This is a genomic window from Rhizobacter sp. P5_A1, from assembly GCF_056400745.1.
This window is the reverse complement of sequence record NZ_JBFUKR010000009.1, coordinates 1-15,645: the sequence shown is the minus strand read 5'-3', so window position 1 is coordinate 15,645 and position 15,645 is coordinate 1. Positions and strand designations below refer to the sequence as shown.

The following is a 15,645-nucleotide window of genomic DNA, read 5'->3' as shown; positions in this document are numbered from 1 at the left end:
GGGCTTGACTGGACTAAAATCGCCCGCAGATGGCTGGAATGGCGGCGCACAGTGTCCTGCCGGCCCGGTCTCAAGACCCGAAAATGGAGTCGCGGTGAACAATCAATGGTTCTCTAAAGTTGCTGTCTGGCTGGTGATCGCGCTCGTGCTGTTCACCGTGTTCAAGCAGTTCGATCGGACGGCCTCGCAGGCCAACATGATCGGCTACTCCGAATTCCTCGAAGAGGTCCGGGCCAAGCACATCAAGAGCGTCGTGCTGCAAGATGTCGGCGCCGGCAGCACCGAGATCCGCGCCAAGACCACCGACGACAAGGATCTGCGCACGACCGCGACCGCGCTCGACCGCGGCCTGGTCGGCGACCTGATCAACAACAACGTCAAGTTCGACGTCAAGCAGCGCGAGGAGCCTTCGGTTCTGGTCGGCATGCTGATGTCGTGGGGCCCGATCCTGCTGCTGATCGGCGTCTGGATCTACTTCATGCGCCAGATGCAGGGCGGCGGCAAGGGCGGGGCGTTCAGCTTCGGCAAGAGCAAGGCGCGCATGCTCGACGAGGCCAACAACACGACCACCTTCGCCGATGTCGCCGGTTGCGATGAAGCGAAGGAAGAGGTCAAGGAACTGGTCGACTTCCTGAAGGACCCGCAGAAGTTCCAGAAGCTCGGTGGGCGCATCCCGCGCGGCGTGCTGCTGGTCGGGCCTCCGGGCACCGGCAAGACCTTGCTCGCGAAGGCGATCGCCGGCGAGGCGAAGGTGCCGTTCTTCTCGATCTCGGGCTCCGATTTCGTCGAGATGTTCGTCGGCGTCGGCGCGGCGCGCGTGCGCGACATGTTCGAGCAGGCGAAGAAGAGCGCGCCCTGCATAATCTTCGTCGACGAAATCGACGCGGTCGGCCGCCATCGCGGCGCCGGCCTCGGCGGTGGCAACGACGAGCGCGAGCAGACGCTGAACCAGATGCTCGTCGAGATGGACGGCTTCGAGACCAACCTCGGGGTGATCGTGATGGCCGCGACCAACCGGCCGGACATCCTCGACCCGGCGCTGCTGCGCCCGGGCCGATTCGACCGCCAGGTCTACGTGACCCTGCCCGACGTGCGCGGCCGCGAGCAGATTCTCAACGTGCACATGCGCAAGGTGCCGGTCGGCCAGGACATCCGCGCCGACATTCTCGCGCGCGGCACGCCGGGCTTCTCGGGCGCCGACCTGGCGAACTTGGTCAACGAGGCCGCGCTGTTCGCGGCGCGCCGCAGCGGCCGCGTCGTCGAGATGAACGACTTCGAGAAGGCCAAGGACAAGATCATGATGGGGCCGGAGCGCAAGTCCATGATCATGGCCGAGGAGGAGCGCAAGAACACCGCGTACCACGAGTCGGGCCACGCGCTGGTCGCGCGGCTGCTGCCAAAGGCCGACCCGGTGCACAAGGTCACCGTGATTCCGCGCGGCCGCGCGCTCGGTGTGACGATGCAGCTGCCCGAGGGCGACCGCTACAGCACCGACAAGATCCGCATGCTGACGACGATCTCGATTCTGTTCGGCGGCCGCATCGCGGAAGAAGTCTTCATCGGCGAGATGACGACCGGCGCGAGCAACGACTTCGAGCGCGCGACCCACATCGCGCGCGACATGGTCACGCGCTACGGCATGACCGACGCGCTTGGCACGATGGTCTACGCCGAGAACGAGGGCGAGGTCTTCCTCGGCCGCTCGGTCACGAAGACGACGACGATGAGCGAGCAGACGATGCAGGCCGTCGACCGCGAGATCCGCCGCATCCTCGACGAGCAATACGCCGTCGCGCGCCGGCTGATCGAAGAGAACAAGGACAAGATGCACGCGATGGCGAATGCGCTGCTCGAGTACGAGACCATCGACACCGAGCAGATCGACGACATCATGAGCGGCCGCCCGCCGCGCCCGCCGAAGGACTGGACGCCTTCGATGAGCAAGACCGTGCCGCCGACGCCGCCGGCTGCGCCCGGCACCGCGGCCGCGGCCGCCTGATCCGGCGTTCTCACGTTCGAACTTTCGACCACGGGGCTTCGGCCCCGTTTCCGTTTCCGCTGTTCGCGAGGCATGCGATGCACTGGCAGACCACCCGATTCCGCATCGACCTGACACGCCCGCAGGTGATGGGCATCGTCAATGTCACCCCCGATTCGTTCTCCGACGGGGGCGCGCACGCGAACACGGCCACCGCGGTGGCGCACTGCGAGCAGCTGCTGGCGGAGGGCGCCGACCTGCTCGACATCGGCGGCGAGTCGACCCGCCCGGGTTCGCGACCGGTGCCGCTGGCGGACGAGCTGGCGCGCGTGCTGCCGGTGCTCGACGCCGCATTGAAGCTCGGTTGCCCGGTCTCGATCGACACCAACAAGGCCGAGGTGATGACGGCCGTGCTCGCGCGCGGCGCCGACATCGTCAACGACATCAACGCGCTGCAGGCGCCCGGTGCGCTCGACGCGGTCGCCGCGCACGCGAGTTGCGGCGTGTGCCTGATGCACATGCGCGGCACGCCGGAGGCGATGCAGCAACGGCCGCAGTACGACGACGTGGTCGAAGAGGTCGCCGCGTTCCTGCTCGAGCGCGCCGACGCGCTGCGCGCGTGCGGCATTGCCGACGATCGCGTCGCGTTCGACCCCGGTATCGGCTTCGGCAAGAGCGTCGTGCACAACATCGAGTTGCTGCGACGTCAGCGTGAGCTGCTGGCCGCGCTGGGGTCTGACCGCGCGCTGCTGCTCGGCTGGTCGCGCAAGTCGACGCTGGGCGCGATCACCGGGCGCGATGTCGGCCAGCGTCAGGCGGCCAGCATCGCGGCGGCGCTGGCGGCCGTGCAGTCGGGCGCGCGCATCGTGCGCGTGCACGATGTCGCGGCGACCGTCGATGCGCTGAAGGTCTGGCAGGCGGCCGGGTTGCTGCACGGATAATCCAGGCCCTCACGGAGCGAGACAACAGGGGCGCATGACATGACGAGAGCGTATTTCGGCACCGACGGCATTCGCGGCGCGGTCGGGCAGGCCCCGATCACCGCGGACTTCATGCTGCGCCTCGGCCATGCGGTCGGCCGCGTGCTGAAGGCCAGCGAAACGAAGCCGACGGTGCTGATCGGCAAGGACACGCGGATCTCGGGCTACATGATCGAATCGGCGCTGGAGGCCGGCTTCGCATCGGCCGGTGTCGATGTGCTGCTGACCGGCCCGCTGCCGACCCCCGGCGTTGCCTACATGACGCGTGCGCTGCGCCTGAGCCTGGGCGTGGTGATCAGCGCGTCGCACAACCCGTTCGGCGACAACGGCATCAAGTTCTTCTCGGCGCGCGGCGAGAAGCTGCCTGACGCCTGGGAACACGAGGTCGAGGCCATGCTCGAGCAGCCGCCCGAGTGGGTCGACTCGACCGGCCTGGGCAAGGCGCGCCGGCTCGACGACGCGCGCGGGCGTTACATCGAGTTCTGCAAGAGCACGTTCAGCCACGAGTTGTCGCTGAAGGGCCTGAAGATCGTCGTCGACGCCGCCAACGGCGCGGCGTACCACGTCGCACCCGATGTGTTCCACGAGCTCGGCGCCGAAGTCGTCGCGATCGGCTGCAGCCCGAACGGCACGAACATCAACGCCGGTTTCGGCGCGACCTCGCCGGCCGCGCTGGTCGCCGCGGTCAAGGCGCATGGCGCCGACTACGGTGTCGCGCTCGACGGCGATGCCGACCGGCTGCAGCTCGTCGACAAGGCGGGCCGCCTGTACAACGGCGACGAGCTGCTCTACCTGATGGTCGACGATCGCCTCGCGCAGGGTCTGTCGGTGCCCGGCGCGGTCGGCACGCTGATGACCAACATGGCGGTCGAGCTCGCGCTGCGCGAGCGAGGCGTGGCCTTCGTGCGCGCGCGGGTCGGTGACCGTTACGTTCTCGAGGAGCTGGTCGCCCGCGGCTGGCAGCTCGGTGGCGAAGGATCGGGCCACCTGCTGGCGCTGGACAAGCACACGACCGGCGACGGCATCGTCAGTGCGCTGCTGGTGTTGCAGACGGTGTCGCGCAGCGGTCGGACGCTGGCCGAGCTGCTGGAGGGCGTGACACTCTTCCCTCAGACGCTCGTCAACGTGCGCCTGCAGCCTGGGACCGACTGGCAGGCGAATGCCCTGCTGGCGCAGGTGCAGGGCGAGGTCGCGCGCGAACTCGGCGATCGGGGCCGTGTGCTGATCCGGCCATCGGGCACCGAACCGCTGGTGCGCGTGATGGTCGAAGCCCGCGATGCAGCGCAGGCACAGCGCTGCGCCGAGCGGATTGCACAGACGCTGCGATGACCGCCGGCGCGCAGCTTGCGCGCCCTTTGTGACGGCGCCGTGAATCGATTGTGACGCGCCGGTCCGGTCTCATGCGGCTGTCACAGTCGCGTCACACGGCGTCCCTAGAGTCGGCGGCATCCGATTCATCACCCACAAAAAGGTGCGCTCATGAAATTCTCGATCGTTCGTTCCGCCCTCGTCGCAGCCGCGCTTGGCGCGCTCGGCTCGGTCTCCTTCGCTCAGGAAATCACCGGCGCCGGCGCCACGTTCCCGGCCCCGATCTATGCCAAGTGGGCCGATGCGTACAACAAGGCGACGAACGTTCGCGTGAATTACCAGTCGGTCGGCTCGGGCGCCGGCATCCAGCAGATTCGCGCGAAGACGGTCGACTTCGGCGCGTCCGACATGCCGCTGAAGGACGAAGACCTGGCCAAGGACGGCCTGCTGCAGTTCCCGACGGTGATCGGCGGCGTCGTGCCGGTGGTCAACATCAAGGGCATCGCCCCCGGCCAGATCAAGCTGACCGGCGCCGCGCTCGGCGACATCTACCTCGGCAAGATCACGAAGTGGAACGATGCGGCGCTGGCCGCGCTCAACCCGGGCGTGCCGCTGCCGGACGCCGCGATCTCGGTGGTGCGCCGCGCCGACGGCTCGGGCACGACCTTCATCTTCACGAACTACCTGTCGAAGGTGAACCCGGAATGGAAGGCCAAGGCCGGCGAGGGCACCGCGGTGAACTGGCCGACCGGCGCGGGCGGCAAGGGCAACGAAGGCGTGTCGTCGTATGTGCAGCGCCTGCCGAACTCGATCGGCTATGTCGAGTACGCGTATGCGAAGCAGAACAAGATGGCCCACGTGCAGCTGAAGAACGCGGCTGGCAACTTCGTGGCGCCGGACGACGAGAACTTCAAGGCGGCGGCGGCAAACGCCGACTGGAACAAGAGCTTCTATCAGATCCTGACCGAGCAGGCCGGCAAGGACGCGTGGCCGATCACCGGCGCGACCTTCATCCTGATGTACAAGAGCCAGGCCAAGCCGGAGAGCGCCGCCAACGCGCTGAAGTTCTTCGACTGGGCCTATGGCCATGGCGACAAGATGGCCGCCGAGCTCGAGTACGTGGCGCTGCCGGACAGCCTCAAGGCCTTGATCCACAAGGCATGGGCCGACAATATCAAGGACGCTGCCGGCAAGCCGATCGCCTTCAAGTGAGGCATCCGATCCCGGCCCAAGCTCCTCCGACACCCGCCTGACGCAAAGGAAAGACCGTGGCCGCCACCTTACCCGCGACGTCCTACGACCCGGCCCAGGGGCGCACCCATCCAGGCGGTGCGCCGGGCGCGCCGCGCCGCCACGCGGCCTGGCCCGATGTGCTCTTTGCGGTGCTGGCGCACGCCGCGGCCTGGCTGACCCTGCTGCTGCTGGCGGCCATCATCGGTTCGCTGGTCGTTGGCGCGATGCCGGCGATCCGCGAGTACGGCCTGGGCTTTCTCTGGCACAGCGAGTGGGACCCGGTGCAGAACCGCTACGGCGGTCTGGTGATGATCTACGGCACGCTGATGACCTCGGCGATCGCGCTGCTGATCGCCGTGCCGGTGAGCTTCGGCATCGCGCTGTTCCTGACCGAGCTGTCGCCCGCTTGGCTCAAGCGCCCGCTCGGCACGGCCGTCGAGCTGCTGGCAGCGGTGCCGTCGATCGTGTACGGCATGTGGGGGCTGCTGGTGTTCAGCCCGATCCTGTCGGCCTACGTGCAGCAGCCGCTGCAGTCGCTGTTCGCCGGCGTTCCGGTGCTCGGCGCGTTGTTCTCCGGCCCCCCGGTGGGCATCGGGTTGCTGTCGGCCGGCATCATCCTGGCGATCATGATCATTCCGTTCATCGCCTCGGTGATGCGCGATGTGTTCGAGGTCACGCCGGTGCTGCTGAAGGAGTCGGCCTACGGCCTGGGCTCGACGACCTGGGAAGTGATGTTCAAGGTCGTGCTGCCGTACACCAAGACCGGCGTCGTCGGCGCGATCATGCTCGGCCTCGGGCGCGCGCTGGGCGAGACGATGGCGGTCACGTTCGTGATCGGCAACTTCAACCAGCTGAACAACCTGTCGCTGTTCGAGGCCGCGAACAGCATCAGCTCGGCGCTCGCGAACGAGTTCGCCGAGGCGGGCGAAGGCCTGCACAAGGCTTCCCTGATCTACCTCGGCCTGGTGCTGTTCTTCATCACCTTCGTCGTGCTGTCGTTCTCCCGGCTGCTGCTGGCGCGCATGAAGAAGAGCGAAGGGAGCCGCTGAGATGAACGCGACCGCCGCAACACTGACCGCGAGCAAGCTCGCCAAGCACCGCCGCCGCAAGCGGGTCAACGCCCTCGCGCTCACGCTGTCGCTCGCGGCGATGGCGTTCGGCCTGGTCTGGCTGATCTGGATCCTGGTCGAGACCGTGCGCCTCGGGATCGGCGGAATGAACTGGTCGCTATTCACGCAGATGACGCCCCCGCCGCAGGCCGAAGAGGGCGGCCTGGCGAACGCGATCTTCGGCTCGCTGGCGATGGTCGGCCTCGCGACGCTGCTCGGCACGCCGATCGGCGTGTTCGCCGGCATCTACCTCGCCGAGTATGGCCAGAAGGGCTGGCTCGGCAGTGCCACGCGCTTCATCAACGACATCCTGCTGTCGGCGCCGAGCATCGTGATCGGCTTGTTCATCTACGCGGTCGTCGTGACCCAGATGCGCAGCTTCTCCGGCTACGCGGGCGTGCTGGCGCTGGCGCTGATCGTGATTCCGGTGGTGATCCGCACGACCGAGAACATGCTGTCGCTGATCCCGAACGCGCTGCGCGAGGCGGCCTACGCGCTGGGCACGCCGAAGTGGAAGGTGATCGCCAGCATCACGCTGAAATCGGCGCGCGCCGGCGTGATGACGGGCGTGCTGCTGGCCTTCGCGCGCATCGCCGGCGAGACGGCGCCGCTGCTGTTCACGGCGCTGTCGAACCAGTTCTGGACCTCGAACCTCAGCGGCCCCGTCGCGAGCCTTCCGGTGACGATCTTCAAGTTCGCGATGAGTCCGTACGAGAACTGGCAGAAGCTCGCGTGGGCCGGCGTCTTCCTGATCACGGTCGGGGTGCTGGTGCTGAACATCCTGGCGCGCACGTTCCTGCGCAACAAACACTGAGACCGGAGTCGCGATGGACACCAAAGTCAACCTGGCCGTGACCGAGAAGCCCAAGCTCTCGGTGCGCAACCTGAACTTCTACTACAGCCACTTTCACGCGCTGAAGAACATCAACCTCGATATCCCGGAGAACAAGGTCACCGCGTTCATCGGCCCGTCCGGCTGCGGCAAGTCGACGCTGCTGCGCACCTTCAACCGCATGTTCGAGCTCTACCCCGAGCAGCGCGCCGAAGGCGAGATCCTGCTCGACGGCGAGAACATCCTGACCTCGAAAGACGACGTCTCGCTGATTCGCGCGAAGGTCGGCATGGTGTTCCAGAAGCCGACGCCGTTCCCGATGTCGATCTACGACAACATTGCATTCGGCGTGAAGCTGTTCGAGACCCTGCCGCGCATCGAGATGGACGAGCGCGTCGAGTGGGCGCTGAAGAAGGCGGCGCTGTGGAACGAGGTCAAGGACAAGTTGAACCAGAGTGGCTCGGGGCTTTCGGGCGGACAGCAGCAGCGGCTGTGCATCGCGCGCGGCATCGCGATCAAGCCCGAGGTGCTGTTGCTCGACGAACCGTGCTCGGCGCTCGACCCGATCTCGACCGGCAAGATCGAGGAGCTGATCCACGAGCTGAAGACCGACTACACGGTCGTGATCGTCACGCACAACATGCAGCAGGCGGCGCGTTCGTCCGACTACACGGCCTACATGTACCTCGGCGACCTGATCGAGTTCGGGCCGACCAACGAGGTGTTCATGAAGCCGAAGAAGAAGGACACCGAGGACTACATCACCGGGCGATTCGGCTGAACGCCGCAAGGAGCTATCAATGACCGACAAACACCTTTCCACGCAGTTCGACGCCGAACTCAGCGGCATCTCGACCCGCGTGCTCGAGATGGGCGGCATGGTCGAGTCGCAGGTCGCGCGCTCGGTCTACGCGCTGACGAACTTCAGCGCCGAGATCGCGTCCGACGTGCTGATGACCGAAGAGCGCGTGAACCAGACCGAGATCGAGATCGACCGCGACCTGTCGAGCATCATCGCGCGGCGCCAGCCGACCGCGCGCGACCTGCGGCTGCTGATCGCGATCTCGAAGACGATCGCGAACCTCGAGCGTGTCGGCGACGAGGCGGCGCGCATCGCACGCACCGTGCAGCGGCTGCTGAACTCGGGCGTCTCGAGCCGGCTGCGCCTGCCGGTGAAAGACCTCGGCTACGAATCCGAGCTGGCGGTGGCGCAGCTGCGCAAGGCGCTCGACGCGTTCGCGCGGCTCGATGTCGACAAGGCGGTCGAGGTGCTGAAGGCCGACGACCTGATCGACCAGGAGTTCGAGGGCCTGATGCGCAAGCTGATCACCTTCATGATGGAAGACCCGCGCACGATCTCGTCGAGCATCGACCTCGTGTTCGTCGCGAAGGCAATCGAGCGCGTCGGCGACCACGCGAAGAACCTGGCCGAGCAGATCATCTACATCGTCAAGGGCACCGACGTGCGGCACAACGCGATCGGCGACGTCGAGTCGCTGGTCCGTTGACGGAGACTTCCAGATGAGCCACATCCTGGTCGTCGAAGACGAATCCGCGATTGCCGAACTGATCTCGATCAACCTGCGCCACGCGGGCTTCGAGGTCACGATCGCGGCCAACGCCGAGCAGGCCCAGGCGGCGGTCGATGGTGCGCTGCCCGACCTGATCATCCTCGACTGGATGCTGCCGGGCCAGTCGGGCCTGGCGCTGGCCAAGCGTTGGCGCGGCGAGGCGCGCACGCGCGAGATGCCGATCATCATGCTGACCGCGCGCGCCGACGAGGCCGACAAGATCCAGGGGCTCGACGCCGGTGCCGACGACTACCTGACCAAGCCGTTCTCGACCAACGAGCTGATGGCGCGCATCCGTGCGGTGCTGCGCCGCAAGGCACCCGAGGCGCTGGATACGGTGGTCGAGGTCGGGCCGCTGAAGATCGATCCGGCGACGCGCCGCGTCAGCCGCGAGCTCGACGGCGAGACGCGCGACGTGAAGGTCGGCGCGACCGAGTTCCGGCTGCTGCATTTCTTCATGACGCACCCCGAGCGCGTGCACAGCCGTGCGCAGCTGCTCGACCGCGTATGGGGCGACCACGTCTTCATCGAAGAGCGCACGGTCGACGTGCACGTGAAGCGCCTGCGCGAAGCGCTGACGCCGGTGCGCTGCGCCCAGATGATCGAGACCGTGCGCGGTGCGGGCTATCGCTTGACGCAGCAGGGCGGCGCCGCGTCGACATCGCAGGCGCAGGCGCTTTCGGCGTGAGCCGGCCGCGGGTGTCGCTCCGATGACCTGGCTGCTGCCGCGGATCGCCGCCGCGCTGATCGCGATGGCGCTCGGCGGGGTCGTCGGGGACATCATCCCGGGCCACAGCGTGCCGCTCTTCGGTGCGCTGCTCGGCTTCGCGTTTGCGCTTGGCGTGATCGCGGTGCGCGACACCCTGCATGGCTATCGCCTGATCAACTGGCTGCGTGGCTCGCAGGAGGGCCAGGCGCCGCGCGACGCTGGGCTGTGGGGCGAACTGGGCTACCGCATCGAGCGTTCGATCCGGCTGCGCGAGCGCGCCGCCGAGACCGAGCGCGACCGGCTGACGCAGTTCCTGTCGGCGATCGAGGCCTCGCCGAACGGCGTGATGCTGCTCGACGAAGGCGACCAGATCGAGTGGTGCAATTCGCTCGCCGCCGATCACTTCGGGCTCGACCCGCAACGCGATCGGCGCCAGCGCGTGACGAACCTGGTGCGCGCGCCGGTCTTCGTCGGCTACCTGCAGGCGGGCCGATTCACCGACGCGATCCAGATTCCCGACCCGCGCGGGCACCGCACGCTCTCGGTGCTCGTGCGCGCGTACGGCGACGGCCAGCGCCTGGTGCTGTCGCAGGACATCACCGAGCGCGAGCGCTCCGACGGCATGCGGCGCGATTTCGTCGCGAACGTCTCGCACGAGATCCGCACGCCGCTGACCGTGCTCGCCGGCTTCATCGAGACGATGACGAACCTGCCGCTGACCGAGGTCGAACGCAAACGCGTGCTGACGCTGATGACGCAGCAGGCCGATCGCATGGGCACGCTGGTCAGCGACCTGCTGACGCTGTCGCAGCTCGAGGGCAGCCCGCGCCCGCACACCGATCGCTGGATCGCGCTGGCGCCGCTGCTGGCGCAGGTCGAGGCCGACGCGCGCGTGTTGTCGGCGCGCCGGCACGCGCTGGTGTTCCCGTCCGGCGTCGAGGCGCAGATCGCCGGGGCGCAGAACGAACTGCTGAGCGCCATCACGAACCTGGTCAACAACGCGGTGCGCTACACGCCCGAGGGCGGGCGCATCGAGCTGAGCTGGCGCCTGCTCGCCGACGGCGCCGGCGAGATCGCCGTGATCGACAACGGACTGGGCATCGCGCGCGAACACCTGCCGCGCCTGACCGAGCGCTTCTACCGCGTCGACGGCAGCCGCTCGCGCGACACCGGCGGCACCGGTCTCGGGTTGGCGATCGTCAAGCACGTCGCGCAGCGGCATGGCGGCGAGCTAGCGATCGAAAGCGAACTCGGGCGCGGCTCGACCTTCAGGCTCGTCTTCCCGGCGGCGCGCGTGCGCTGTGTCACGGGGGTTGGCGAAGCACGGAGCGCGTTCGCCGATACACCGCAGTGATCTCTTCTTCGTTGGTGTTGCGGCGTTCGCGCCCGAGCAGCTTCCAGCCGGCGCCGGGCGATCGGGCGCTCTGACGCGGCTGGACCTGCAGCAGATACTCGCAGCGCGCGGCGGCCGCCGGCGTCACTGCATCGACCTGGTAGCTGCCGAGATACTCGAGCGCGACGACCTGCGCGCGCGGCATGTCAGGTGCGGCGATGCAGGCGCCGGTGGGCACGACCCGCGCGATGCGCTGCACCAGCGAACGGTAGCTGCGCGCCTGGTCGAGCGGCGGCAGCAGCAAGGTCATCACCAGCAGCCAGCACAGCGCGACGCCGCTGGCCGGCAGCACCAGGCTCTTCCACAGCGGGTGCCGGGTGCGGCCGGTGCGCCACTTCACGAGCCAGAGCCAGGCGAGCGTGCCGAGCGCCGCGAGTCCGAGCGTGAAGACCGAGAAGCTCGGCACGTAGCCCGGTGCGAGACGCGCGATGCTGGCCGCGGCCTTCGGCGGGACACCGGTCTGGATCGCCGTGTAGTAGACCCAGATCGCCGCGGCGCCGATCGTGAAGAAGCAGACCGAGAACCAGTCGATCGCCGCCGCGGTGCTGCGCTGCAGGGTCGGCAGCGCGAACGCGGCCAGCACCGCAAGCGGCGGCAGGCCGAGCATCAACGCTCGCTCGGAGCCGCCCATCGCGACGCAGACGAGCAGGCTCACGCCCGCGCAGCCGAGCGGGATCGCGATGTGGCGATCCGACAGGTGGCCGCGCCAGCGCCAGAGGGTCCAGACCGCAAGCGGCCAGGCCGGCCAGGTGAACCACGCGAGCAGGCGCAGCAGATCCCACAGACCGGACGGCGACAGCGAGCCGCCGCTCACGCGCCAGCCCCACGCGCCGAGCGCCGTCGCTGTGGCGGCCGACAGCGCCGCGCTCGCGGCGATCCAGGGCACGAAGCGTCGCGCCGGCTCGTAGCCCGAGGCGCGGCAGATCAGCGCGCCGACCAGGCCGAGCGCCAGCGCGATCGCCGGTGCGCCGCTGGCCGCCAGCGCGGGCAGGGCGCCGAGCACCGCAAGCCTCGCTTGCGACTCGCGGAACGGGCTCGCCGCCAGCGCATAGACGAACAACGCGACGCTCGCCAATTGAACCAGTTCGGGCGTCGTCTCGTGGCCGAGCTGCAGCAGCCCCAGCGACGCGATCAGCGCGAGCAGCGCGCCGTCGGCGATCGCACGCGCGTAGTCGATCGGGTCGGCTTCACCGCCGAACGCGAACGGCAGCGGCTGCGCGGCTTCGGTGCGCGCGAGGTGGTAGCAGCTGTACCAGGTCAGCACCAGCACGACGACGAGTAGCAGCGCGAACGGGATGCGGGCGGCAAGGGCAGGGTCGAGCCACGGCGAGAGCAGCTTGATGAACGAGGCGCCGAGCCAGTACGGCAGCAGCGCCGCGTCGGCCGGCAAGCCGCCGACGGTCGGCGCGAACCATGGGCTTCGGCCCTGCGCGATGCTCGCCATGTAGCCAAAAGCCGTGATGTCGGCGCTCTTCCACGGGTCGCGCCCGAAGACGCCGGGGAGCACGTACGCGGCGCAGAACAGCATCAGGGCCATGCGCGGCAGCCGCTGCGCGGCGCGCTGGGTCACGAGGGCGGGATTGGGTGAATTCAATTCGGTCGTACGCGGTCAGGCGCGAATGATGCAGCAAGTCGAGCGCTCGGTAAGCGGGCAACAAAAAAGGCAGCCGAGGCTGCCTTTTTGCGGTCGACAGAGCGTCGACGTGACGCGATCACTTCTTCGCGCCCAGGTGCGCAAACTTGTTGCGGAACTTCTCGACGCGGCCGCCGAGCGAGTCGACGCTCTTTTGCGTGCCGGTGTAGAACGGGTGCGATTCGCTCGTGCTCTCGAGCTTGAACAGCGGCAGTTCGCGGCCGTCTTCCATCTTGATGGTTTCCTTGGCCTGCGCGCACGAGCGCGTCACGAACTTGAAACCATTGGACAGGTCCACGAAGCAGACTTCGCGGTACGTGGGGTGAATGCCTTCTTTCATGGGAGACCTCGGCTTGAGTTTGCGGGAGCCACGCCGAACCGTTCGGCGCACTTTCCAAAGCGGAAAACCCGCGATTATAGCCTGCACGCTGCGGCTAGCCGCCGCGGCGCATCATGTCGAAGAAGTCGTGGTTGTTCTTCGTCGACTTCATCTTGTCGAGGATGAACTCCATCGCCTCGATCTCGTCCATCGGGTACAGCAGCTTGCGCAGGATCCAGGTCTTTTGCAGGATCTCGGGCTGCAGCAGCAGTTCCTCGCGCCGCGTGCCGCTCTTGTTCAAGAGGATCGACGGGTAGACGCGCTTCTCGGCCATGCGCCGGTCGAGGTGGATCTCGCAGTTGCCGGTGCCCTTGAACTCCTCGTAGATCACCTCGTCCATGCGCGAGCCGGTGTCGACCAGCGCGGTGCCGATGATGGTCAGCGAGCCGCCTTCTTCCACGTTGCGCGCCGCGCCGAAGAAGCGCTTCGGGCGCTGCAGCGCGTTCGAATCCATGCCGCCGGTGAGCACCTTGCCGCTCGAGGGCAGCACATTGTTGTAGGCGCGGGCCAGGCGCGTGATCGAGTCGAGCAGGATCACGACATCCTTCTTCATCTCGACCAGGCGCTTCGCGCGCTCGATCACCATCTCGGCGACCTGCACGTGGCGCGCCGCCGGCTCGTCGAAGGTCGAGCTGATGACCTCGCCGCGCACGGTGCGGACCATCTCGGTCACTTCTTCGGGCCGCTCGTCGACCAGCAGAACGATCAGGTGCACGTCGGGATGGTTTGCCACCAGCGCGTGCGCCATCTGCTGCATCATCACGGTCTTGCCGGTCTTCGGCTGGGCGACCAGCAGTGCGCGCTGGCCTTTGCCGATCGGCGCGATCAGGTCGATGATGCGACTCGTGACGTTCTCGTCCGACTTGATGTCGCGCTCGAGCTTGAACTGCTCCTTCGGGAACAGCGGCGTCAAGTTCTCGAACATGATCTTGTGCTTGCTCTCCTCGGGGGCGACGCCGTTGACGCGGTCGACCTTGACCAGCGCGAAGTAACGTTCGCCGTCCTTCGGAACCCGCACCTCGCCCTCGATCGCGTCGCCGGTGTGCAGGTTGAAGCGGCGGATCTGGCTCGGGCTGAGGTAGATGTCGTCGGTCGACGCCATGTAGCTCGCGTCGGGCGAGCGCAGGAAGCCGAAGCCGTCGGGCAGCACTTCGAGCACGCCGTCGCCGAACACCTGCTCGCCGGCCTTGGCGCGCTTCTTCATGATCGCGAACATCAGCTCCTGCTTGCGCATGCGGGCGACGTTTTCGATCTCCAGCGCTTCGCCCATCGTGATGAGCTCCGAGACGTGGATCAACTTGAGTTCGGACAAATGCATGGGTGGACACCCTGGGAGTGATTGGCGATGGCCCTGATCGGGCATCACCGGGCGTTCGGTCGACCCGAGGGCAGCCGCTTGGGGTGCTCTTGGGCGCTGCTGATCGAACGGAACAGCGCGAACGGAACTGCGAGAAAACTGGAGTGGTGTTGCTGCCGAATCCACGTGGCGCCGGTTCGGGCGTCGAGGCCGCTGGTTCAGCGGACCTCAGGGCGTGGTGGCGAATCTCTTGCGGCGGGAATCGGTCGCTTCGGTAAAGCACCGATTCCCGCAGCGTTTGACGAGATTATAGATGACCGTCGAGGAACGCGGTCAATTGGGCTTTCGACAGGGCGCCGACCTTGGTCGCGGCGAGCTGGCCATCCTTGAAGAGCATCAGCGTCGGGATGCCGCGGATGCCGAACTTCGCCGGCACGTCGCGGTTCTCGTCGACGTTCATCTTCGCGATCTGCAGGCGGCCGTCGTAGTCCTTCGAGACCTCGTCGAGGATCGGCGCGATCATCTTGCACGGGCCGCACCATTCGGCCCAATAGTCGACGAGCACCGGCTTCGAAGACTTCAGCACATCGGTCTCGAACGAGGCGTCCGAAGTGTGTTTGATCAGTTCACTGCTCATGGTTGGTCTTTCTGTCTGCACCGCTCGAAATGGGTGGCAAGGCACAATGATTCTGACACAAAGCCCCAACTTTCGCGGTGCGCGGCGCCGCCTGCGGCCGTCTTGATTCCTATGGCAACGATAGTGCGGCTGGCTCTTGAAAACGACGTCTACGCCCGGGATCGGTGGGGCGTGATCGCGGACACCGTGAGCGCGTGGACCGATGCGCAGCGCATCGTGCTGCGCGACGCGGTCGTGCTCGTGCCGTTCGCGCAATTGCTCGCGCCGGCGCGGCGCGCGTTCGCCCGCGCCGCTGGCTGGATGCCGCGCATCGAGACGACCAAGACACTCGCGGCGAGTCTCGGCCCGCCCGCGCCGGCGCAGCTCGGGCAGGTCAGCTTCGATCCGACGCTCGATGCGTTGAACGCGGCCGCGCTGCTGCGCTCGCAGGCCTGGGGCGCGACCTGGGCGCGGCGCGACGCGCGTGGTTTCGAGCAGGCGGTCGCCGCGCTGGTCGCGACCGCGCACGAACTGGTGCGCGCTGCCGCGGCGTTGCCGCCGAGCGCCCGCGCCGCGCACTGGGCCGTCGCGCGCGAGCTTCTGGCGC

14 protein-coding genes and 1 pseudogene are annotated in these 15,645 nt (G+C 67.5%); 11 read left to right on the top strand and 4 right to left on the bottom strand.

Annotation, left to right across the window (positions count from 1 at the left end; all coding sequences use genetic code 11):
• The first annotated feature begins 94 nt into the window (after window positions 1–94).
• The 10 genes from ftsH (at window position 95) to phoR (ending at window position 11,074) form a co-directional block, all read left to right on the top strand.
• A complete protein-coding gene (gene ftsH / locus AC1DTW_RS11960) occupies window positions 95–1,999 on the top strand; it encodes an ATP-dependent zinc metalloprotease FtsH (protein WP_477981334.1) in 1,905 nt (634 codons plus the stop codon).
• 77 nt (window positions 2,000–2,076) lie between these two features.
• Window positions 2,077–2,919: a dihydropteroate synthase gene (folP, locus tag AC1DTW_RS11955; protein WP_477981333.1), complete on the top strand. Its 843-nt coding sequence runs from the start codon at window positions 2,077–2,079 to the stop codon at window positions 2,917–2,919.
• A gap of 39 nt (window positions 2,920–2,958) precedes the next feature.
• Window positions 2,959–4,287: a phosphoglucosamine mutase gene (gene glmM, locus AC1DTW_RS11950; RefSeq protein ID WP_477981332.1), complete on the top strand. Its 1,329-nt coding sequence runs from the start codon at window positions 2,959–2,961 to the stop codon at window positions 4,285–4,287.
• Window positions 4,288–4,437: 150 nt separating this feature from the next.
• Window positions 4,438–5,478 (top strand): phosphate ABC transporter substrate-binding protein PstS, encoded by a 1,041-nt coding sequence (pstS, locus tag AC1DTW_RS11945; protein WP_477981331.1) that lies wholly within the window; start codon window positions 4,438–4,440, stop codon window positions 5,476–5,478.
• Window positions 5,479–5,636: 158 nt separating this feature from the next.
• Window positions 5,637–6,548, top strand: a complete 912-nt coding sequence (pstC, locus tag AC1DTW_RS11940) for a phosphate ABC transporter permease subunit PstC (protein WP_477981554.1) — start codon at window positions 5,637–5,639, stop codon at window positions 6,546–6,548.
• Window position 6,549: 1 nt separating this feature from the next.
• Window positions 6,550–7,422, top strand: coding sequence for a phosphate ABC transporter permease PstA (gene pstA, locus AC1DTW_RS11935; RefSeq protein WP_477981330.1), 873 nt, complete (start codon window positions 6,550–6,552; stop codon window positions 7,420–7,422).
• A 13-nt stretch (window positions 7,423–7,435) separates the two neighbouring features.
• Window positions 7,436–8,221: a phosphate ABC transporter ATP-binding protein PstB gene (gene pstB, locus AC1DTW_RS11930; RefSeq protein WP_477981329.1), complete on the top strand. Its 786-nt coding sequence runs from the start codon at window positions 7,436–7,438 to the stop codon at window positions 8,219–8,221.
• A gap of 19 nt (window positions 8,222–8,240) precedes the next feature.
• Window positions 8,241–8,948, top strand: coding sequence for a phosphate signaling complex protein PhoU (phoU, locus tag AC1DTW_RS11925; RefSeq protein ID WP_477981328.1), 708 nt, complete (start codon window positions 8,241–8,243; stop codon window positions 8,946–8,948).
• A gap of 13 nt (window positions 8,949–8,961) precedes the next feature.
• A complete protein-coding gene (phoB, locus tag AC1DTW_RS11920; RefSeq protein ID WP_477981327.1) occupies window positions 8,962–9,699 on the top strand; it encodes a phosphate regulon transcriptional regulator PhoB in 738 nt (245 codons plus the stop codon).
• Window positions 9,700–9,721: 22 nt separating this feature from the next.
• A complete protein-coding gene (phoR, locus tag AC1DTW_RS11915) occupies window positions 9,722–11,074 on the top strand; it encodes a phosphate regulon sensor histidine kinase PhoR (RefSeq protein ID WP_477981326.1) in 1,353 nt (450 codons plus the stop codon).
• Here phoR and AC1DTW_RS11910 read toward each other — a convergent pair.
• The 4 genes from AC1DTW_RS11910 to trxA all read right to left on the bottom strand — a co-directional run bounded on the left by AC1DTW_RS11910 (window position 11,025) and on the right by trxA (window position 15,059).
• Entirely contained in the window at window positions 11,025–12,683 is a 1,659-nt protein-coding gene (locus tag AC1DTW_RS11910; RefSeq protein ID WP_477981325.1) for a hypothetical protein, read from the bottom strand. The two genes, phoR and AC1DTW_RS11910, sit on opposite strands and share 50 nt — an antisense overlap.
• A gap of 142 nt (window positions 12,684–12,825) precedes the next feature.
• Window positions 12,826–13,086, bottom strand: coding sequence for a type B 50S ribosomal protein L31 (locus AC1DTW_RS11905; RefSeq protein ID WP_477981324.1), 261 nt, complete (start codon window positions 13,084–13,086; stop codon window positions 12,826–12,828).
• A gap of 94 nt (window positions 13,087–13,180) precedes the next feature.
• Complete coding sequence (gene rho / locus AC1DTW_RS11900) at window positions 13,181–14,443, bottom strand: transcription termination factor Rho (protein WP_477981323.1); 1,263 nt, start codon at window positions 14,441–14,443, stop codon at window positions 13,181–13,183.
• A 286-nt stretch (window positions 14,444–14,729) separates the two neighbouring features.
• Window positions 14,730–15,059: a thioredoxin TrxA gene (gene trxA / locus AC1DTW_RS11895; RefSeq protein WP_477981322.1), complete on the bottom strand. Its 330-nt coding sequence runs from the start codon at window positions 15,057–15,059 to the stop codon at window positions 14,730–14,732.
• Between the two features lie 171 nt (window positions 15,060–15,230).
• Between trxA and AC1DTW_RS11890 the strand changes: the two are divergent.
• Window positions 15,231–15,645, top strand: a pseudogene (locus tag AC1DTW_RS11890) (hypothetical protein); the annotation flags it as partial.